Annotated in this window: 16 protein-coding genes; 7 read left to right on the top strand and 9 right to left on the bottom strand. The window is 71.7% G+C overall.

The genetic code is table 11. The features are described from left to right. From ARC20_RS16380 to ARC20_RS16365, 4 genes are all read right to left on the bottom strand, one after another. A complete protein-coding gene (locus ARC20_RS16380; RefSeq protein ID WP_057649062.1) occupies positions 1-699 on the bottom strand; it encodes a DUF4194 domain-containing protein in 699 nt (232 codons plus the stop codon). Further along, positions 686-2,158, bottom strand: a complete 1,473-nt coding sequence (locus ARC20_RS16375) for a DUF3375 domain-containing protein (RefSeq protein WP_057649060.1) — start codon at positions 2,156-2,158, stop codon at positions 686-688. The genes ARC20_RS16380 and ARC20_RS16375 overlap by 14 nt, the downstream gene beginning before the upstream one ends. Positions 2,159-2,186: 28 nt before the next feature. Next, positions 2,187-2,792 carry a GTP cyclohydrolase I FolE gene (gene folE, locus ARC20_RS16370; protein WP_057649058.1) on the bottom strand — a complete coding sequence of 202 codons (606 nt, stop codon included), beginning with the start codon at positions 2,790-2,792 and terminating at the stop codon, positions 2,187-2,189. Between the two features lie 125 nt (positions 2,793-2,917). Next, positions 2,918-4,288: an MFS transporter gene (locus tag ARC20_RS16365; protein ID WP_057649057.1), complete on the bottom strand. Its 1,371-nt coding sequence runs from the start codon at positions 4,286-4,288 to the stop codon at positions 2,918-2,920. Positions 4,289-4,513: 225 nt separating this feature from the next. Between ARC20_RS16365 and ARC20_RS16360 the strand changes: the two genes are divergently transcribed. Continuing rightward, positions 4,514-5,371 (top strand): hypothetical protein, encoded by an 858-nt coding sequence (locus tag ARC20_RS16360; protein ID WP_057649056.1) that lies wholly within the window; start codon positions 4,514-4,516, stop codon positions 5,369-5,371. Between the two features lie 7 nt (positions 5,372-5,378). Here the strand turns inward: ARC20_RS16360 and recD are convergent, their stop codons facing one another. Genes recD through recC form a run of 3 tightly spaced genes read right to left on the bottom strand, consistent with a single transcriptional unit; the run spans position 5,379 to position 14,136 of the window. Continuing rightward, positions 5,379-7,265: an exodeoxyribonuclease V subunit alpha gene (gene recD / locus ARC20_RS16355; protein WP_057649055.1), complete on the bottom strand. Its 1,887-nt coding sequence runs from the start codon at positions 7,263-7,265 to the stop codon at positions 5,379-5,381. Continuing rightward, the gene (locus ARC20_RS16350) at positions 7,262-10,858 is read right to left on the bottom strand and encodes a UvrD-helicase domain-containing protein (protein WP_057649053.1); all 3,597 of its coding nucleotides are present in this window, start codon (positions 10,856-10,858) and stop codon (positions 7,262-7,264) included. Before ARC20_RS16350 ends, recD begins: the two co-directional genes overlap by 4 nt. Then, on the bottom strand, positions 10,855-14,136 hold the full coding sequence (gene recC, locus ARC20_RS16345) for an exodeoxyribonuclease V subunit gamma (protein ID WP_057649051.1): 3,282 nt from the start codon (positions 14,134-14,136) through the stop codon (positions 10,855-10,857). Before recC ends, ARC20_RS16350 begins: the two co-directional genes overlap by 4 nt. Before the next feature lie 223 nt (positions 14,137-14,359). On the opposite strand from recC, the gene ARC20_RS16340 reads away from it, so the two are divergent. Genes ARC20_RS16340 through ARC20_RS16315 form a run of 6 tightly spaced genes read left to right on the top strand, consistent with a single transcriptional unit; the run spans position 14,360 to position 18,473 of the window. Continuing rightward, entirely contained in the window at positions 14,360-15,157 is a 798-nt protein-coding gene (locus ARC20_RS16340) for an ABC transporter ATP-binding protein (protein WP_057649049.1), read from the top strand. Then, a complete protein-coding gene (locus ARC20_RS16335; RefSeq protein ID WP_057649047.1) occupies positions 15,157-15,906 on the top strand; it encodes an MlaE family lipid ABC transporter permease subunit in 750 nt (249 codons plus the stop codon). Before ARC20_RS16340 ends, ARC20_RS16335 begins: the two co-directional genes overlap by 1 nt. Positions 15,907-15,940: 34 nt before the next feature. After that, on the top strand, positions 15,941-16,471 hold the full coding sequence (gene mlaD / locus ARC20_RS16330; protein WP_057649044.1) for an outer membrane lipid asymmetry maintenance protein MlaD: 531 nt from the start codon (positions 15,941-15,943) through the stop codon (positions 16,469-16,471). Continuing rightward, positions 16,468-17,145 (top strand): MlaC/ttg2D family ABC transporter substrate-binding protein, encoded by a 678-nt coding sequence (locus tag ARC20_RS16325; RefSeq protein WP_057649042.1) that lies wholly within the window; start codon positions 16,468-16,470, stop codon positions 17,143-17,145. The genes mlaD and ARC20_RS16325 overlap by 4 nt, the downstream gene beginning before the upstream one ends. Then, complete coding sequence (locus ARC20_RS16320; RefSeq protein WP_057649040.1) at positions 17,135-17,452, top strand: STAS domain-containing protein; 318 nt, start codon at positions 17,135-17,137, stop codon at positions 17,450-17,452. The genes ARC20_RS16325 and ARC20_RS16320 overlap by 11 nt, the downstream gene beginning before the upstream one ends. A 1-nt stretch (position 17,453) precedes the next feature. Beyond that, positions 17,454-18,473 carry an MlaA family lipoprotein gene (locus tag ARC20_RS16315; RefSeq protein ID WP_057649038.1) on the top strand — a complete coding sequence of 340 codons (1,020 nt, stop codon included), beginning with the start codon at positions 17,454-17,456 and terminating at the stop codon, positions 18,471-18,473. A gap of 90 nt (positions 18,474-18,563) precedes the next feature. On the opposite strand, the gene ARC20_RS16310 is transcribed toward ARC20_RS16315, so the two are convergent. Then, positions 18,564-19,109 (bottom strand): glutathione peroxidase, encoded by a 546-nt coding sequence (locus ARC20_RS16310; protein ID WP_057649036.1) that lies wholly within the window; start codon positions 19,107-19,109, stop codon positions 18,564-18,566. A gap of 112 nt (positions 19,110-19,221) precedes the next feature. Further along, positions 19,222-20,751, bottom strand: a complete 1,530-nt coding sequence (locus ARC20_RS16305; protein ID WP_057649034.1) for a DNA recombination protein RmuC — start codon at positions 20,749-20,751, stop codon at positions 19,222-19,224. Positions 20,752-20,785: the final 34 nt, after the last annotated feature.

Genomic DNA, 20,785 nt, shown 5'->3' with positions numbered 1-20,785 from the left:
TCATTCCTCGTCGGCCGCGGCCAGGGCCAGGCTGGCGTTGCCTTCGCGCAGCTCGCGGTAGGCCTGCGAGAGCGCCTGCACTTCTTCAGCCGAGAACAGCAGCTTGAGCACCGGCGAGACCTCGTAGCGGTCCTCGCTGCCGCGCAGGCGCGCCAGCAGCTGGTGGTCACGCATCTTGGCGATGGCCGTCAGCACGCGGCGCGCATAGCCGGCGCGGTCGGTGGACACATGCCGCTCGTATACCGACATCGCCTCCACCAGCTGGGCTTCTTCCACCACGGCGCGCTCGCCGCGGGTATCGGCCTCGGCCAGCCGCTGGCGCAGGTGCAGCAGCAGCGCCGATTCGATGAAGGTCAGCGGCGCGGCGCGCAGCAGCGTGGGCGATTCCAGCTCGGCGGTATCGGCCTGGCGGGTGAAGGCCACGCCGCCTTCGCGGTCGAGCACCAGTTCCATGAACAGCTCGCACAGCACGCGTCGGATATCGTCCTCGTGGCGCAGCAGGGCGGGCCACAGCGCGCCGTGCCGCTGCGCGTCGATGCTCGGGCCGGCCAGCAGCTGGCACAGCGCGCGCCGCGCGGCGAACGGCAGGCTGCCGGTGTCGCCGACGAACAGCGGCTGGCCGGCGGCGCTGGCGGCTTCGCCGATCAGCAGGGCCTGGCGTTCGCGATCTTCGGTGTCGGGGTCTTCAGACCAGTTCATCTCGTTTCTCCCGGGTGAAGCGCACCAGCGGGATGCGCGCGCGCCGCGCGCTGCCGTCCCCGCCCTGCCACTCCACGATTTCCCATTCGTCCTCGCTCAGCACGCCATGGCGCGTGCCCAGCGAGAGGTAGCCGATCACGGTGCCCAGGCCCTGCACGGCGGGCCGGTGCCGCAGCGCTTCGCCGATGCTCAGGCGCAGGTGCTCACCGAGCAGCTCGTGCAGATCGCGGCGCAACCCGCGCACGTCGATCTCCGACTGCGCGACCAGGTCACCCACGCTCTCCAGCGAGATCGCCGCCACCTCGGCGGCCTGCACGCGGCCATCCACGCGCACGCTGCGCGGGTCATGCAGCCGCCACTGCGACAGCGAGCGCAGGCGGCTGCCGCTCAACGCCAGCGTATATCCGGTCTGCGTGGTGGCATGCAGGCGCTCGCGCAACTGCAATGCCTCGCCCTGGGCTTGCCGCAGCAGCTGGTGCAGGCGGCGCTGTTCCAGGTAACCGCGGCTCTGCACGAAGCCGCGCAGGCTGCGGGCGAAATGCTGCATCACCGCGTGCACCTCGCCGCCGCGTTCGAGCAGCGTGCCGGTGAGCCCGCGCAGGAAGGCGCGCTCGTCGCGGCCGAGCCGGCGGGCGAAGCCACGCGCCAGCAGCGCTTCCAGTGCTTCGTCCAGGCGGCCGGCCTGCTCGTGGTCGTTGAGCAGGTTCCAGAACGCCTGGAAGCTGCGGCCGGCCTCGCTGTCGGCGATGACGTCCACGCCTTCGAACAGGCGCTCGAGCACGTCGCCGCGCGCGCCTTCGTCGTCGATGATGCGTTCGCGGAATTCGCGGTTGAGGCGCTCGAAGTCGTCGCGGACGCGGTGGAAGTCCTCGGCGAGTTCGTCGGTCAGGTGGATCAGGTCGCGGGTGCGCTCCAGCGCGCGCTTGCCGTCCAGCGCGGCCAGCTGGCCGGCCTGCACGCGGGCGATTTCCTCGTCCAGGCGCGCGCGTTCGGCCTGCAGCGCGGCCAGGCGGGTATCGGGGTCGGATTCGGTCTGCCCGGCCAGCTGCACCAGCTGCTGGATCACCAGCGACAGGCGGCTTTCGGTGGCGCGGCCGGCATGGCCATCGCCGAGGCTGGCGATGAAGCGGATCGCCTGGGTCGCCGCGCGGGAGAGTTCGTACTCTTCTTCTTCCGCGCCCTCCGGCAGCCGGCGTTCCAGCCAGCCCTGGGCGAGCCAGTGCGCCACATAAGCCTGGGCGGTGCGCGGCAGTTCGCGCGAGAGTTCGTCGGCGCGCAGGACATCAAGCTGGCGCTGCAGGCGTTCGTGCAGCACCGCCGAAGGCAGGCGCCGCTCGTGGTCGAGCAGCAGGCCCTGCAGCAAGCCGATCAGTTCCGGCGCGTGGTCGGCCGCCAGCAGCTTCCACAGCGGGCGTTCGCGCAGCAGCCGGTAGGCGGCGATCCGTTCACGATGCTTCATGCAGGACGGCGGCGCGCGGCCAGCGCTCTCAGCGCTTGCCGCCGACTTCGATGAAACGCAGGAACTCGGCGCGCGTGCGCGCATCCTCGCGGAAGGTGCCGAGCATCTTGGAAGTCACCATGCTCACGCCGCGCTTGTGGATGCCGCGCGTGGTCATGCATTCGTGCGCGCCTTCCACCACCACGCCGACGCCGCGCGGGCCCAGGACGTCCTGGATGCACTGGGCGATCTGCGCGGTCATCTTTTCCTGCACCTGGAAGCGGCGCGCGTAGGTTTCCACCACGCGGGCCAGCTTGCTGATGCCCACCACCTTGCCGTCCGGCAGGTAGCCGACATGCACCTTGCCGATGATCGGCGCCATGTGGTGCTCGCAGTGGCTTTCGTACTCGATGTCGCGCAGCACGATCAGTTCGTCGTAGCCGGCCACCTCTTCAAAGGTGCGGGCCAGGTATTCGCGCGGGTCGTCGCGGTAGCCGCTGAACCAGTCGCCATAGGCCTCGGCGACGCGGCGCGGGGTATCGAGCAGGCCTTCGCGGGCCGGGTCTTCGCCCGCCCAGCGCAGCAGGGTGCGCACGGCCTCTTCGGCCTGGGCCTGGGTGACGTCGGAATCGGGGGTGTTCTTGGAAGCGGACATGGGTACTGAGTGCCCGTGACGGGGGATGCATGGTACCCGAGGAGGGGCTGCGGCCCCTACCGGGGGCGACGGCGGGCGGCCCGCCTCCATTAATAAAGAGGCGGGCCGACTGCGGCCGTGGGGTGTCAGTTGCGGCGGGTGCCGTGCCGGCGGTGCATCTCGTGCTCGTGGTCGAGCCAGTTCGAGCCCTTGTTGGTCAGGAAGAAGATGTAGACGAACAGGGACACGGCGATCACGGCGGTGGCGTAGATCACGAAGTCGTCCACGCGGTCCGAATGCAGCGCGGCCTGGTACAGCAGCGGCGCGGTGCCGCCGAAGGCCGAGTTCGCCAGCGCATAGCCCAGGCCCACGCCCAGCGCGCGCACGTGGGTCGGGAACAGCTCGGCCTTCACCACCGCGTTGATGGAGGTGTAGCCGGTGAGGATCACGAAGCCCACGGTGAGGATGGCGAAGGCGGTGAGCCAGTCGCTCTGCTTCGGCAGGTACAGCACCAGGAACCAGGTGTAGAGCACGCCGCCGATGCCGAAGAACACCAGCAGGGTCTTGCGGCCGACGATGTCCGACAGCCAGCCGCCGACCGGCTGCATCAGCATGAGCACCACCAGCGCGGCGAGGTTGATCCAGGTGCCGGCCATGACGTCGTCGCCGGCGAAGGCGGTCTGGATCATCTTCGGGCCGGTCACCGAGTAGGTGTAGAACGCGATGGTGCCGCCGGCGGTGATCAGGAAGCACAGCAGCAGCGGGCGCCACTGGTTGACGAACAGCTCATGCAGCGAACCGGACGAGCGCGCCTTGCCTTCCTTGGCCGCGGCGATGGATTCCGAGCCCAGCGACTCGTCCATCGTGCGGCGCAGCCAGAACACCACCAGCGCGCCCACGCCGCCCAGGGCGAAGGCCACGCGCCAGCCCCATTCGGAGATGTGCTGCTTGTCGACCACGTGCAGCATGATCAGCAATACGGCCTGGGCGATGACGTGGCCGCCCACCAGGGTGACGTAGTGGAAGGAGGACAGGAAGCCGCGCCGCCCGGCGATCGCCGCCTCGGACATGTAGGTGGCGCTGGTGCCGTACTCGCCGCCCGTGGCGAAGCCCTGCACCAGCCGCGCGAGCAGCAGGATGATGGCCGCCGCCGCGCCGATGGAGGCCACGTTGGGGGTGATCGCCACCACGAACGAACACGCGGCCATCAGCGACACCGAGACCGTCAGCGCCAGGCGGCGGCCGTAGCGGTCGGCGAAGCGGCCGAAGTACCAGGCGCCGATCGGGCGCATCAGGAAGGTCACCGCGAAGATCGCCCACACGTAGAGGGTGGCGTTCTTGTCTTCCTTGGAGAAGAACTGGGATTCGAAGTAGCTGGCGAATACCGAGTAGACGTAGACGTCGTACCACTCGACGAGATTGCCGGCCGAACCCTTGAGGGTGTTGGAGATGGAGCGGCGCAGCGCGCCGGGTGCGGGGGTGGCGGTGTCGAGCGGTGACGAGGGGGAAGCGCTCATTCAGGGCAAGCCTTCTTTCGTGGATCTACCCCCGAGTATAGGTGGCCGGTTGTGTTCGTCCCGCTCACCCGCTGCATGGGCCCCGGGCGGCCAGCGGATTGCACGGTTTCCGGCATGGGCTGCCAAACGCGCGACGCTTCATCCGCGCTACGATGCCGCTCCCCCACCGCCGCACGCGATCCCCGCCCCCATGAAGGCCCGCTCCCTCGACGCACCCACGTGGGCATGAGCCAGGCGTCGCGTCGCATCGATACCCGGAAAGAACCGAGGATCGACCGCCTGCAGCCGTGGATCGCCGCGCTCGTCAGCGCGCTGCTGCACCTGTTGATGCTGCTGGTGCTGCTCTACTCCTCCAAGCCGGTCATCTCCACGCCGCAGGGCGCCTCCGGCGGCAGCCGCATGAAGGTGGATTTCCTCGGCGAGCCGCGCGAGACCCACCCCGGGCCGCCGAGCCCGCCGCCGCCCGCCGCGCCGGTGCGCAAGCGCAAGGCCACCTCGCAGGTGCGCACCACGCTGGTGGTGACTTCGCCCGACCCGGTGCCGCCGGAAGACCTGCCCGAGCCCGAGCCGCAGCGCGAGGTGCCGCAGCCGCCGCAGCCCAGCGCAGCCGACGACGACTGGTCGCGGCTGACGCGCCGACCGGCGGCCAGCCCGCCCACGCCCCGCCGTACCCAGACCTGGACCGGCCATCCCCCCGGATGGGCGCCGCAGGACACCGCGCTCGACAACCAGGGCATGGACGCCGGCCCGGGTTACACGCGCGGCCAGGGCAACGACGCCGGCGGCCAGCCGAGCATGGAAGTGGGCGGCTACCAGGTCTATTACGACACCCGCAGCGAGACCCTGCTGCGCACCTGGAAGGACCAGGGCATGAAGGAGCTGGCGATCCCGCTGCCCGGCACGTCCTACCGCATGGTCTGCGAGCTGGACATCGCGATCCGCCGCGGCTCGGGCAAGTGCCGCCTGCTCGATCCCTCCTCGCCGGAGCTGCAGGCCATCGGCGATGGCCGCGAGGTGATCAACATGATCCAGGTCTACAAGCAGGGCGAGATCGTCTGGCGCGGCCCCGGCCCGTACCGCTGACGCCGCTTTAGAACAGGCTGCCCTGCGCCGGTGCCAACACGGGGGCGGGGGGCGGGAGCGCTTCGCGCCCGCCCAGCCGCCAGGCCAGCCCGGAGATGCGTTGCGCGTGCCGGGCCAGCGCGGCGCGCAGGACGGCCTCGCTCCCGGCCAGGTGCAAGCGACGCCGCGCCCGGGTCAGGCCGGTATAGACCAGCTCGCGGCTGAGCACGCGCGCGTCGCGTGCCGGCAGCTGCAGCCACACCTCGTCGAATTCAGAGCCCTGCGCCTTGTGCACGGTCATCGCGAACGCGCTTTCGTGCGCCGGCAGCGCGGAGGGGTGGAAGCCGCGGACGTCGCCCGCGCCATCGGCGAACCAGGCGACCAGCGCGCCGCCGGCATCGCGCAGCACCACGCCGACATCGCCGTTGAACAGGCGGTGGCGGTAGCTGTTTTCGGTGATGAGCAGCAGGCGGCCCGGGAAGTACGCCGGCGCGGCGCCGATCGGGTGGCCGCCGAGCTGCGCCTCGATGCGCGCATTGAGGCCGCGCGATCCCTGCGGCCCTTCGCGCACGGCGGTGAGCAGGCGCAGGCGGCCGGCCCATTGCAGCGCGGCGTGGGGATCCGGCGCCTCGCCCAGCGCGCGCCAGTGGGCGAGCAGCCCGGCCTGCGGCACTGCGAGGGGGTCGAGCACGGTCTCGTGGTATTCCACGCCGGCCAGCGGGTCGCCGCGCAGCAAGGCCAGGGCCCCGGTGGCGTCGCCGGCGCGCACGGCGTCGGCCAGCGGCGCCAGTTCGAAGTCGGCATCCTGGCGATAACCCCGCAGCAGGTGGACGCGATGCCCCGCCAGCGGCGCGGACGCCACGGCGCCACCGGCGCGCGAACCCACCAGCGGCGCCAAGGCCGCCGCGTCGCCACGCGCAAGCGCATCGCCCTCGCCGGCGGCGGTGAGCACCGCGGCGAGCACATCGCCCGCCTCGACCGAGGGCAGCTGGTCCGGGTCGCCCAGCAGGATCAGCTGCGTCCCGTCGGCCACCGCCTCGACCAGCTTGCACATCAGCGGCAGGTCGACCATCGAGGCTTCGTCGACCACGACGATGTCCGCTTCCAGCGGGTTGTCGGCGTGGTGACGGAATTGCGGGCGGTCGGGCACGGTGCCGAGCAGGCGATGCAGCGTGCTGGCACTGTCGGGCAGCGCATCGGTGATGTCGGCCAGCCCGCCTTCGGCGCGCAGGCGCAAGGTGGCCGCGCGCAGGCTTTCGGCCATGCGTTCGGCGGCGCGCCCGGTGGGTGCGGCCAATGCGATGCGCGGCGGCGCCTGGCCCGCCTCGCGCGCCTGCGCCACGCGCAGCGCGAGCAGGCGGGCGATGGTGGTGGTCTTGCCGGTGCCGGGGCCGCCTGTCACCAACAGCAGGCTGCGCCGCAGCGCGAGCGCGGCCGCCCAGGCCTGGCGGTCCTCGCCCTGGCGGGCCTGCGGGAACAGGCGCGCGAACACGTCGGCGAGCGCGGCGGGATCGCCCGCGCGCACCGGGGAGGCGGCCAGGCGAAGCAGGCCGGCCGCCAGCCGGCTTTCGTATTCGCGGTAGCGGCGCAGGTAGAGCAGGCCGCCTTCGTGCACGAGGGGCACGTCGGCGGGGCTGGGCGCGAGCGAATCGACCGGCGCGGCAATCCATGGCGAGCCGATCCACGCGGTTTCCCACGCGGAGGGCGACGGCCAATCCACCTGCGCATCCACCAGCAGCGAAGGCCGCGCGGGATCGAACGCCGCATGCCCCTGCGCCACCGAGAGCGAAGCCAGCGCGGCGCCGAGCAGCACCGGTTCCGGCGTGAGCGGATCCAGCCGGCGCAGGCTCTGCGCCAGCGCATGGTCCAGCGGGCGCAGCAGGCCGGCGCGCAGCAGTTCGGCGAGCAGGCTCATGCCAGCGCCTCCCGCACGGCGGGCCGGCCGAACAGGGCATCCAGCCCTTCCACCAAAGCCGGCGCGAAACGCTGCGCGTGCACGCCGGGCGATGACGGGTCGGCCGCATCGAGCCCGCGGCAGAACAGATAGCGGATGCCGCCGAAATCGCGCGCGTAGTCGTAGGCCTCGCCGAGGCGGAAGCGCAGCCAGCGATGCAACGCCAGCGTGTAGATCAGCGCCTGCAGGTCGTACTCGCTGTCGCCCATGGCCTGGGCGATGCGCGCGCTGCCGTAGTCGGGCAGGCGGTTGGATTTGTAGTCCAGGACGTACCAGCGGCCGTCGTGGAGGTAGGTCAGGTCGATCAGGCCGGTCATCAGGCCTTCCAGGCGGCGACGCAGGCCGAAGCCGTGGCGGTCGGCGACCACGCCGTGCGCGTGCAGCAGCGCGATCAGTTCCGGCACGGCGGTCGGGCGCAGCGCGAAGTGGAATTCCATTTCCGCGCGGCGCGCGTCGGCCGGCAGCTCGCACAGGCGCACGCCCTCCGGCAGCGCGACGGTCAGGCTGTGGCCCACCAGCGCGGTGAGCACGGCCACGCCATCGTCGCGCTCATCGGCGGCGTAGCCGCCGCCATCCAGCGCGGCGCCCAGGACGGCGCCCTGCCCGGCCGGTGCGGCCGCGCCCGGTTGCCAGTCACGCCAGGCATTGAAGTCGACCTGCTCGAACGCCTCGTGCATCACCACGCCGAAACGGTTGCCGACGAAGCGCGGATCCACTTCGGCCAGGCGCTGCGGCGCGAGCGCGTCGACCGGCGCGGCGGCGGGTTCGTCGAGCCCGCCGGCGGCTTCCACCGTGGCGCTGGCTTCCGGCTCGCCGCCGGCATCGGCGTTGGCGAGCTGGGTGAAGCTGTACACCCACCAGTCCGGCGCGACGACACGCTGCATGGCGCGCGCGCGCTGCACCTGGCCCGCTTCGGCGGGCGCAAGGCGCGGCAGCGGCGAAGGCGGCACGCGGGCATCGACCACCACGCCGGGGGTGCGCGCCAGCGCTTCGATCTCGCCCAGCATCGGCCACAGCGCGGTGCCCTGCTGCTGGTAGAAGTCGCCGCTGGCGATCCACAGCGCATGCTCGGCGCGGGTGAGGCCGACATACAGCAGCCGGGCGTCCTCGGCGCGCGCTGCCTGCGCGGCGGCGGCGGTGGCGGCGGCCCACGCGGGGTCGTCGCCGGTGATCTTCCATTGCAGGTGGCGCCCGTCGGCCTCGGTCACCTGGCAATGCCGTTCGGCCGCGTGCGGGCGGCTGCCGATGCCGACGAACGGCAGGAAGACCAGCGGGTATTCCAGGCCCTTGCTCTTGTGCAGGGTGACGATCTGCACGCGGTGCGCGTCCGATTCCAGCCGCAGCAACTGCGTTTCATCATTGCGGTCGGCTTCTGCGATGCGCCGCGCGAGCCAGTCGACCAGCCCGTGCAGGCCCAGCGTGCGCGCCTGCGCCTGCTGCAGTCCTTCGGCGAGCTGCAGGTAGTTGCTCAGGCGGCGCTCGCCATCGAGCAGGGTGAGCAGGCGCGGACCCTGCGCGGCGCACAGCTCGGACAGCAACGCCAGCGGGCCACCGCGCTGCAGGCGTTCGCGCCAGGCCAGCGCCTGCAGCTGCCATTGGCGATGCACCGGCCCGTCATGTTCCAACGCGTCGATGGCGGCGGCGTCCTCGCCCACCAGCACGGTGGCGAGCGCGGCGCGCAGGCGTGCGTCATCGGCGCCGTGCAGCAGCGCGAGCAGCAACGTGAGCACTTCGCCGGCCTGCTCGGTTTCGTACAGGCTCAACCGGCCGGCGGCGACGGCGGGAATGCCAGCCGCCGACAGCGCCTGCTGGATGCGCGTGGCCTCGCCATGCTTGCGCACCAGCACGGCGATATCGCCCGGGCGCACGGGCTGGCCATCCAGCAGCGCGCGGCCGGCGCGGGCGTCGGCGAGCACGTCGTGGATCGCCGCCACGCAGGCCGCGGTGGCCCACTGCCGCGAGACTTCGGCGGCGTACGCGCCGTTCTCGGCCGGTGGCGCGCGCCACAGCGTCAGCGCCGGGGCCGGCTCGCCTTCGCGCAGGAAGTCGTCGTCCTGGCGCTGGCCGCCCGGCGCGACGGCATGGAAGCGGATCTGCGGATCGACGAACGCCAGCTCGCCCGCCCGTGCATACAACGCGTCGATCGCCCCCAGCACCGCCGGGCGCGAACGGAAGTTGCGATCCAGCAGCGGCGCGGGCGTGGCCTCGCGCGCGGCGGCCAGGTAGGTGTGCACGTCGCCGCCGCGGAAGCCGTAGATCGCCTGCTTCGGATCGCCGATCAGGAACAGCGCCGGCGGCAGGCCGCCCGCCTCGCCGCGCAGGCCGAACACGCGGTCGAAGATGTCCCACTGGCGTTCGTCGGTGTCCTGGAATTCGTCCACCAGCGCGAAGCGATACTGCGCGCGCAGGCGGCGCGCGAGCTCGGCGCCATGCGGGCCGGTGAGCGCGGCATGCACGTCGTCGATCAGGTCATCGTAGGTCTGCACGCGCTGCTGCACCTTCAACCTGCGCAGGCGCGCCTGGCCCTCTGCACGCACGCGATGCAGCAGGTGGACGCGGCGCTGGCGCAGCCATTGCTGCACGCGTTCGTCGGCCTCCACCCAGTCGCGCAGGGCGTCGAACAACGCACACGCGGGCACCTCGTCCACCCGGTTGTCGTAGCAGAAATAGCGCAGGCGCTCGGGCAGCAGCTTGTCGATGTGCAGCTTGTCGCCGCGCGGCCAGTCGCGCGTAGCCAGGCCCTGCCGCAACTCGGCGAACGCCTTCTCGAAACTGCGCCGCTTGGCGCGGCCGCCGTGCAGCACCTTGCGTTCGAACGCGCCGGCGATGAGCGCCTGGGCATCCTCGAGATGCGTGTCGATGGCCTGCGCGAGGATCTCCGCGGCTGTAGCGCGCGCGGCTTCGGGTTCGGGGCCGGGGACTTCGTCGGCCGGCCGCAGGTCGGTGGCGCGCAACAAGGCGGGCAGGTCGGCGGCCAAGGCGTCCGGGCCACCGGACCACAGGCGGGGAAGATCCTCGGCGCCGGCCACGGTGGCCGCTTCGGCGCGCCACAGGTCGGCGGCGAGCGCGTCGTGCAGCTCGCGCGTGTTGGCGAGCAGCTCGGGCGGGGCGAAGGTCTGCCCGCTCTCCAGTGCGTGCTCGCGAAGCACGCGCGCGCAGAAGCCGTGGATGGTGAAGATCGCCGACAGGTCGATCTCGTCGGCCGCCGCCACCAGCCGCTGGCGCAGCTTTTCCACCGGCTCGCCGCTGGCGGCCAGATGGCGTTGCAGCAGTTCGGCGGTGAGCGCGACCTCCGGCGAAGCGGCTTGCGTGTCCACCGGCGTGCCGACCAGCCGCGCGGCCAGCGCCAGCCGCTCGCGGATGCGCTTGCGCAGCTCCTGCGTGGCCGCTTCGGTGAAGGTCACCGCCAGCAGTTCGCCGACGCGCCAGCCATGCTCGACCACCAGCCGCGTGGCCAGCGTGGCCAGCGTGAACGTCTTGCCGGTGCCGGCGCTGGCCTCGATCAGGCGCAGGCCTTCCAGCGGCAGGTCGAGATACGGATCGACGACGCTCATGCCACCTCCGCCGGTGCGCGGCCGGTGACGGCGGCGAAGACGGTGTCGCTGATGCGCGCGAATTCCGCGAACGCGGCGTCATCGGCAAAGGGATCACGCCCGCGCAGGGCCAGGCGCGGCGCATCGCCGTTGCCTTCGCCCCATTGGCGGTCGTTGCCCTGCCAACGCTCGGCGGCCTTGCGGCGGCGCACGTGCGCGTCGCCGTCGGCATTGAAGAACTCCCAGCCGCTGTAGGCACCGAACGGCAACGGCGCGCGCAGGCCGGCGCTGCGCAGGTGCAGCAGCTCGGACAGGCGCGCGCGGGCTTCGGAAGGCGATGGCGGCGGCAGCGGTTCGGGCGGGCCGCCGCCCTCCTCGGTGAAACGCAGCAGCGGGCGCGGGTCGTCGGCGGCGCTGGCGAGCAGCCAGTCCAGCCCGTGGGCGATCACCGCCGGCCCGTTGAGCGCGCCGGCGCGCAGGCGCGCCATGCCCGGCACGTACAGGCCGCCGACGCGGCCGTGCAGGCGCACGCCGTCGATATCCACCTCGTAACGCTGGGATTGCGCTTCGGCGTGGCCGCGCCAGTCGTTGAACGCCTGCGCCAGTGGCGCAAGCGTGCGGGTCAGCGCGCGCAGCTGTTGTTCGCCGGCCGGGCCGGCCGGCAGCAATGCACGCGCGCGCAAGGCCGCGGGCAGTTGCGCGATGTCCGCGCCAGCGAGCAGCGCGTCGAGCACCACCTGGCGCAGGACCTGGCCATCGCGCCCGCCCGGCAGGACCAGCGGCTCGATGTCCGGCGCGGTGTCGGCGGCATCGGGCAGGCGCAGGCCCAGGCGCTGGCGCAGGAACTGTTCGCTCGGCGAGGTGAGGAAGCGACGCAGCGATTCCAGCGGGAGATCGTCTTCCGCCTCGAAGGGCGGCAGCATCCCCGCCGCCCAGGCATCGAGCGCGCCGCGCGCATTGCCCAGCGCGGCCGCGGCCGGTTGCCACTGCGCGCGGTAGCTGAAACGACGCGGTTCGGTGGCGTCGCCGAACGCGGCCGGCGCGAACGGCTGCAACGGCTGCTGCACTACCAGCGCACGCGCGGCCTGCGCCGGGTCGGCATGGCAGGCGGCAGCCGCGCCGAGCAGTTCGCTCACCAGCACGGAAGGCTCGCGCGGGCTGCCGTCGCGCGGATCGGCCCCGAGGTAGCTCAGGTAGAAGACATCCTGCGCGGAGGCGAACAGCTGCAGGAACAGGAAGCGGTCGTCCTCGCGCAGCGAACGGTCGCCCGGCCGGCGCCGCTCGCTGCCGAGCTCGGCGGTGAGGCGGTTGAGGCCGGCGGCGGGATCGCGGCGCGGATAGTCGCCGTCGTTCATGCCGAGCAGGCAGATGACGCGGAACGGCAGCAGGCGCATCGGCACCATGCGGCCGATGCTGACGCCGCCGGTGAGCAGCGGCGCGCGGGTATCGGCTTCGGCCAGGGTGGCGGCGAAGTGGGCGCGCACGACCTCCGCGGCCACCGGCGCGTCGAAGCCGGCGCGCGCGGCATCGGCGGCGAAGGTGTCGATGAGGTTGCGCAGGCGATCCAGCGCGCGTTCGCCGGCGGGCGTGGCGGGTGCTTGCGGCAACAGCGCATCGAGCAGGGCAAGCAGGCGTTCGCGCCATTGCGCCGGCGTGAGCGCCTCGGCCAGGGCCTGCTGCTGGCGGGCGAGGATGCGCAGCAGGCGCACGAGGGTGTCGAGCGCGGCGAGCGCGCCGCCTTCCAGTTCCGGCCAGGGCGCCACGCCGGCGATGGTGTCCTCGGCGCCGCTGGCATGGCCGAGCAGCAGGCGGTCCAGCGCGAAGGCCCAGGTATAGGCGTCCTCGCGCGGGGCGTCGTGTTGCTGGCGATGCGCGGCATCCAGGCCCCAGCGCGCGCCGGCGGCCTGCAGCCATTCGTGCAGGCGGTCGAGGGCGGCGGCGTCCAGGCCGGCGGCTTCGGCCACGGGCGGGCTGGCGAGCAGGTCGAACACCTCGGCCAGGCCAAAGCGCGAGAGCGGCAGGCCGAGCAGGCGCACGAACACATCGGCCAGCGGTTCGCCGGCCAGCGGGCTGGCGTCGGCCAGCGCATAGGGCACGGCTTCGTCGCGGCCTCGCGCACCGAACACCGCGTCCAGGTACGGCAGGTAGGGGTCGATGTCCGGCGCCAGCACGGCGATTTCGCGCGGCTGCAGCGGCGGGTCGAAGCGCGCGTCGTCGAGCAGCGCGCGCAGCTGGTCGTGCAGCACCTGCAGCTCGCGCAGGCGGGTGTGGCAGGCGTGAACCTGCACGCTGGGGTCGTGGCGATCCACCTCCGCGCGCGGCGGCAGGCCCGGCGCGGCGCGGCGGTGGAAGAGGTCGCCCTGCAGGCCGCGCAGCAGCGAGGGCTCGCCGCGCGCATCGGCTTCCGGGTCCGCATAGGCGGGGAAGTCGCCGGAGGGATGCACGACCTCGTAGCTGCCCAGCACCGCCATGAAATCGCGGCCGGCGGCGCCCCAGGCCTGCAGCAGGCGGTTGTCCGCGCCGGTGGCGTCCTCGCCGGCGCGGCGTTGCTCGCCGCGGGTCTGCAGGTCGCCCCAGTAACTGCGCGTGGGGCTGGGCATATAGAAATGGAGTGTGCCCACGCGCGCCTGGGTGGCCAGCACGCGCAGCACGTCCGGGGAAATGTTGAGCGTGGCGAAGGCGAACAACCGCGGCGGCAGGCCTTGCGGCAGCGCGGCGCGGTCCTCGCCGAAGCGGACGAGGTAGTCGTGGATGCGCCGCGCGCGGTACGGCCGGCCTTCGGCGACGCGGCGCCAGAGGATCGCCTGCGGGTCTTCCGCGTCGGCGCCGGCTTCCCAGCGCAGCAGCCAGTCGCGACGCCAGGCCTGGTACTTCTCGAACACGTCGCCCAGCTCGCCGGCCAGCGCCCAGGCCTTGAGCGGGTCGCCATCGGCGAGGTAATCGGACAGCGCGCGCAGCGGCGGGCGCGCCATCAGGCGGGGCTCGCCCAGCGCGGCATACAGGTGCCAGCGCAGCGCGGCGGCGTCGAGGTCGTCCGCGCCGCCGCCAACGTTGGCGGCCAGCGCGCGCGAGACGAACTCGCCCGGCGTCAGGAATTCGAGGTTGGCGGCCACGCCGTGCTCGGCGGCGAGCGAGGCCTGCAGCCAGCGGCGCATCGCCACCTGGGGGATCAGCACCAGGTCCGGCACCAGCAGCGATTGTCCCGGCGCCGGCTGCCGCAGTTCCTCGGCCAGCAGGCCCGCGAGGACTTCCAGCGAGTTGGAGTGGTACAGGCGGAAGTCGGGAACGGCCGGCGTCATGCCGTCATCTTGCCCGAGCGGCACGGGCCGGACGAGCCCTCGCCACCCGGCACCGTGGCCTGTGGCACGTGCGATTGGCCCGCACCAGGGACACGCTGTTTCGACGCGGACGCACTTTCGGACTTTGTGCCGGGGGGACGCGGATGCGACAATACTGCACGGTCCAGTTCGGTTAAGTTCAGCCGCCGCGACCAATTCTTCCGCGGATTCCCTTGTCCAAGAAATGTCGGTGAACGATACCCCTGTCGTCCAGTTGTCCGGTGTGCGCATCGATCGTGGCGGCCGGGCGATCCTGCGCGACGTTTCGCTCGACGTGCCGCGCGGCAGCATCACCGCCGTGCTCGGCCCCTCGGGCAGCGGCAAGTCGACGCTGCTGGCCGCGCTCACCGGCGAGTTGCATCCGGTGGCGGGCAGCCTGCGCCTGTTCGGCGAGCCGGTGCCGCGCGATTCGCGCGCGCTGCTGGAGATGCGCCGCAACATCGGCGTGCTGCTGCAGGGCAACGGCCTGCTCACCGACCTCACCGTGGCCGAGAACGTGGCGCTGCCGCTGCGCACCCACACCCGCCTGCCGGCGCCGGTGCTGCGCCGCCTGGTGGAAATGAAACTGCAGGCCGTGGGCCTGCTGGCCACCGCCGATGCGTGGCCGCGCGAGCTCTCCGGCGGCATGGCCCGCCGCGTGGCGCTGGCGCGCGCGCTGGCGCTGGACCCGCCGCTGATGATCTACGACGAACCGCTGACCGGGTTGGACCCGATCGCCAGCGGCGTGATCATGAGCCTGATCCACCGCCTCAACGAAAGCCTGGGCCTGACCAGCGTGATCGTCAGCCACCACGTGCACGAGACCCTGCCGATCTGCGACCAGGCGGTGGTGATCGCCAACGGCGGCATCGTCTTCGCCGGCACCCCGGCGCAGCTGCGCGAGAGCACCGACCCGCTGGTGCTGCAGTTCCTGCATGGCCAGCCCGATGGCCCGATCCCCTTCGACGCCGTGCCGCGCACGCCCCAGCGGAGCGCTGCCTGATGCCCGTCGTGTCCTCGATCCAGTCGCTCGGCCGCGCCGGCCTGTTCTCGCTCAGCGTGCTGCGCCGTTCGGTGCCCACGGCGGACTTCTTCGCCGAGCTGACCCGCGAGATCTACAAGGTGGGCGCGCGTTCGCTGCCGATCATCGCGGTGGGCGGCGCCTTCGTCGGCCTGGTGCTGACGTTGCAGGGCTATCGCACGCTCACCACCTATGGCGCGTCCGATGCGCTGTCCACGCTGCTCGGCCTGTCGCTGTACCGCGAGCTGGCGCCGGTGCTGACCGCGCTGCTGTTCATCGGCCGCGCCGGCAGCTCCATCGCCGCCGAGCTGGGCCTGATGCGCGCCACCGACCAGATCAAGGCGCTGGAGCTGATGGCCATCGACCCGGTCGCCAAGGCCGTGGCCCCGCGCTTCTGGGCGGCGGTGCTGACCGTGCCGCTGCTTACCGCGGTGTTCTGCTCGCTGGCGATCAGCGGCGGCTACTTCGAGGCCGTGCACGTGCTGGGCATCGACAACGGCACGTTCTGGTCGGGGCTGCGCGGCAGCGTCGACCTGTGGGACGACTTCGGCGTGGCCCTGCTCAAGTCGGCGATCTTCGGCGGCACCGCCGCGCTGGTCGCCGCGTATGTCGGCTTCCATGCCGAACCCACCATCGAAGGCACCTCGGTGGCGACCACCCGCGCGGTGGTGAACGCCTCGCTGCTGGTGCTGATGTTCAACTTCGTCCTCTCCGCGATGCTGTTCCAGTGAGCATGCGGAAGGATCCCGACCTGTCAGGACTGTAATGGCCATGCGTGGACCGAGACTCGAATTTTCCGTTGGCGCGTTCCTGCTGCTGACCCTGGCCTCGCTGCTGGTGCTGGCGGTGGCTTCCACCAACCAGCGCTTCGGCTTCGGCCACAGCGAATACCCGCTGGTGGCGCGCTTCACCCAGATCGGCCAGCTGCGCCCGCAGGCGCCGGTGCGCATCGGCGGCGTCAACGTCGGCCGCGTGTCGGACATCAGCCTGGACCCGAAGACCTTCGAGTCGGTGGTGACGCTGGCGCTGGACGACCGCTACAAGGACCTGCCCGCCGACACCTCGGCCGGCATCTTCACCAGCGGCCTGCTCGGCGAGAGCTACATCGGCCTGCAGCCGGGCGGCGACCCGGAAGTGCTCAAGCCCGGCGAGGAAATCGCCTTCACCCAGCCGGCGGTGGATCTGCTGCAACTGGTCGGCAAGTACATGTTCAGCGGTGGCGGCACCGGCGGCGGCGACAAGGCCGCGCCCAGCGATGCCACCGACACCCCCGCTCCCACGGAACCGCAACCATGAAGATCCGTCTGATTCCCTCGCTTCTCGCCGTCGCCCTGGCCGCGGCCACGCCCGCACTGGCCCTGGCGCAGACCGCGCCGGCCGCCGCGGCCGCCACCTCCAACGGCGCGGCCACCCGCACCGTGATCGACACCAGCACGCGCATCCTGGGCACGCTGGAACAGCGCCGCGCGGAGTTCCGCAAGAACCCGGCCACGCTGCGCCAGTTCATCGACGGCGAGCTCAACAAGTCCTTCGACCGCGATTACGCCGCCCGCCTGGTGCTCGGCCTGCATGGCCGTGGCGCCTCCGATGCCGACATCAAGCTGTTCGCCGATGCGATGGCCGACAACCTGATGCAGCGCTACGGCGACGCCCTGCTGGAGTTCGAAGGCAAGCCGACGTTCCGCGGCAAGTCCGAAAGCGCGCTGCCGGGCAACCGCGGCGTGGTGGTGGCGACCGAGCTGCTGCGCCCGGGCAATGACCCGACGCCGGTGGACTACCTGATGCGCAACGTCGACGGCGTGTGGAAGATCTTCGATGTCCGCATCGAGGGCATTTCCTACGTGCAGACCTTCAAGACCCAGTTCGACGCCCCGCTGCGCCAGAAGGGCATCGCCGAGGTCGCCAAGGAACTGCGCGACGGCACCCTGCAGGCCGGCCAGCAGGCCGGCGGCAAGCGCAGTGGCCAGTAACGCCGCCCTGCGTCGCGAAGGCGAGGCGCTGGTGCTGACCGGCGCGCTCGACCGTGCCGCGGCCACCGCGCTGTGGCCGCAAGCCAGCACCTCGCTGGCCGGCGTGCGCACGCTGGACCTGCGCGGCGTCGAGCGCGTGGACAGTGCCGGCGTCGCGCTGCTGGCCGAACTGGCCGCGCGCCTGCGTTCGGCCGGTGGCGAACCCCGCCTGGTCGGCTCGCCCGCCGGGCTGGTCGAACTGGCGGCCGCCTACCGCCTTACCCCCCAACTGGATTTCCAGGCATCCCCTCTGCCTGTCGCGAGCTGACATGAACGTCCTTCGCTTCCCCCTTCTCGTCGCCGTCTCCCTGTTGGCCGCCTGTGCCAGCCAGGGCCCGCGCAATGCCGCCACGCCTTCTCCTGGTACGCCGGTACCGGCCCAGGCCGCTGCCCCCGCGCCGATCGCCGACACCGTGCCGCCGGTCGACACGTCTGCGCCGGTGGCGCCCGTCGCCGATACCTCGACTGCGCCGGCCGCGGCGCCGCAGGCCACCGCCGAAGCAGGCGCCAGCGCCCCGACCCAGGCCGAGGACGACTTCGCTGCCCTGTACGGTGGACCCGCGCCGTCGGCCGACGCGACCGACGCGACGGGCGGCAACACCGCGGCCACCTACGACCCGTGGGAGCGCTACAACCGCAAGATGCACCGCTTCAACCTGGCCATCGACCGCGGCATCGCGCGCCCGCTGGCCACTGCCTACGTCAACGTCACCCCGCAGCCGGTGCGCCTGGGCGTGAGCAACTTCTTCGAGAACCTGCGTTCGCCGCTGACGATGGTCAACCAGCTGCTGCAGGGCCATCCGGTGTTCGCGCTGCAGACGCTCGGCCGCTTCGTGATGAACTCCACGCTGGGCATCGGCGGCCTGATGGACCCGGCCAGCGCGGCGAAGGTGCCGCGCCGCACCGAGGACTTCGGCCAGACGCTGGGCGTGTGGGGCTGGCAGAACTCGCGCTACTTCGAGCTGCCGCTGTTCGGCCCGCGTACCGTGCGCGATACCTTCGGCCTGGCCGGCGACGTGCCGCTCTCGCCGCTGCGCCAGGTGGACGACAGCGCGGTGCGCTTCGGCCTGCAGGGCCTGCAGCTGGTCAACACGCGCTCGCAGCTGCTGGCCGTGGACGCGCTGCGCGACCAGGCGGTGGACGAGTACGCGCTGACCCGCGATGCGTGGCTGCAGCGGCGCAATTACATGATCCAGAGCGATCGCCGCGGCAACCGCGATGCGCAGGATGATGGCCGCGACACCACCGTGCCGGTGGATGCGATGCCGATCCCGAACTTCGGCAACTGATCGCCGCGAGGGAATACGAAAAGGCCCGGGTTTCCCCGGGCCTTTTTCGTGGCCGCGCGTGCGGGGATCGCAACCCCCGACGCCGTGGGCTCAGGCCGCCAGCGCGCGCTCGATCGCGGCCAGCAGGCCGGCGTCGTCGGGCTTGGTGTTCGGCGCGAAGCGGGCGATGACTTCGCCGTCGCGGCCGAGCAGGAACTTCTCGAAATTCCACACCACGCCCGGCGCCGGATTCGGCTCGATGCCGTAGCCCACCAGCTGCTGGCGCATCGCCGCCTCGCCCACCGACTCCGGCTGCGCGGCGATCAGCGCGCGGTACAGCGGATGGGTCTGCGCACCGGTGACCTCGATCTTGGAGAACATCGGGAAGCTCACGTCGTAGGTGAGCTGGCAGAACTGCTGGATCTCGGCATCGCTGCCAGGCTCCTGGCCCTTGAAGTCATTGGCCGGGAAGCCCAGCACTTCCAGGCCGGCGTCGTGCTTGGCGCGGTAGAGCTGTTCAAGCCCTTCGTACTGCGGGGTGAGGCCACATTTGGAGGCGACGTTGACCACCAGCAGCACCTTGCCGCGGTAGTCGGCCAGCTGGGCCGGCTGGCCGTCGATGGTGTTCAGGGGAATGTCGTAAAGCGACGTGGCCATGAGGGGTGTTGCTCCTTGTTGCGGTGTGCCGCGCGGGGGGAATCCAGCGTGTCCACGGGGCGGTCGGCCGTGGGCATACCCTGGCACAGGAAGCCAGGGGGGATGTCGGAAATCAGTCGGTGTCCTCGCCGCCGTCCTCGTCGGGCGTGCCCAGCGCATCCAGCGCCGCGTCTTCGAGCAGGTCGCGCGAATCTTCCACCGACAGCGATTCCACGCCGCGCAGGCGGCGCTCGATGGTGCGGGTCTTGCGGCTGGCCTCGCCCAGGCTCTTGCCGACGGTGTTGATCTGCTTCTCGGCCTTTTCCAGAATGCCGGCGAACTTGCCGAACTCGCTCTTCACCGCGCCCAGCAGGCTCCATACCTCGCTGGAGCGCTTCTCGATGGCCAGCGTGCGGAAGCCCATCTGCAGGCTGTTGAGCAGCGCGGTCACCGTGGTGGGGCCGGCGATCACCACGCGGTGCTCGCGCTGCAGCAGGTCCACCAGCCCCGGGCGGCGGATGGTCTCGGCGTACAGGCCTTCGGTCGGCAGGAACATCACCGCGAAGTCGGTGGTGTGCGGCGGCACGATGTACTTGTCGCCGATCGACTTGGCCTGGATGCGGATGGCCCGCTCCAGCTGCGCGCCCATCGCCAGCACGAGCTCCTGTTCGCCCTGTTCCTGGGCGTCGAGCAGGCGCTCGTAGTCCTCGCGGGGGAACTTGGAGTCGATCGGCAGCCAGACCGGTGCATCGTCCTGCGCCCGGCCGGGCAGGCGGATGGCGAAGTCGACGATCTCGCCGCTGTCCGGCCGCACGCGCACGCCGCGTGCGTACTGCTCGGCGGTGAGGGTCTGCTCGAGGATGTTTTCCAGCTGCACTTCGCCCCAGCCACCGCGCGTCTTGACGTTGGTCAGCACGCGCTTGAGGTCGCCCACGCCGGTGGCCAGCTGCTGCATCTCGCCCAGGCCGCGCTGCACCTGCTCCAGCCGCTCGGACACCAGCTTGAACGAGGCGTCCAGGCGCGTGTTGAGGGTGGTCTGCAGCTTTTCGTCGACGGTGGCGCGCATCTGTTCGAGCTTGGCCGCGTTGTCGGCCTGCAGCGCCTGCAGCTGCTGGTCCAGCGTGGCGCGCATTTCGGTGATGCGCTGTTCGTTGCGCTGGGTGAGCTCGGCCAGGCGCTGGCCCAGCTGTTCGGCGAAACGCTGCTGCGACTGCGCGCTTTCGTTGCGACCGGTGCGCGCGTCTTCGACCAGCGACTGGCGCAGCGCCTGCAGCTGGGTGTCGGTGCGCGTGGTGAACTCGGCCAGCTGTTGGCCGAAGGCGTGGATGCGCGCTTCCTGCTGCTGGCCGAAGTGTTCGAGCTGGCCGCGCAGTTCGCCCAGCCGCTGGGCCTGCATGTCGGCGGTGCGCTGCTGCGCCTGGCCGCCTTCCTCGCGGGCACGGCGCGCTTCTTCGCCGAGGGTGTCGCGCAGCTGGTCCAGGCGCTGCTCGGTTCGGCTGGAGAGGTCGGCCAGCTGTTCGCGCAGTTCGCCGCGGCCCTGGCGTTGTTCCTCGCGCAGGGTCTGTTCAAGGGCGCCATGGGTTTGGCGGCGGAGCAACGCGGCCAGCTGCAGCACGATGACCGCGCACAGCAGGCCGGCGAGAAGAAGGGTTTCTGCGGACATGGGCACAGTGTAGCCGCCCGCGTCTCACCGGCTG

The sequence above is a fragment of the Stenotrophomonas panacihumi genome (assembly GCF_001431645.1).
Taxonomy (GTDB): Bacteria; Pseudomonadota; Gammaproteobacteria; order Xanthomonadales; family Xanthomonadaceae; genus Stenotrophomonas_A; species Stenotrophomonas_A panacihumi.
This window is presented reverse-complemented; position numbering and strand designations above follow the sequence as displayed.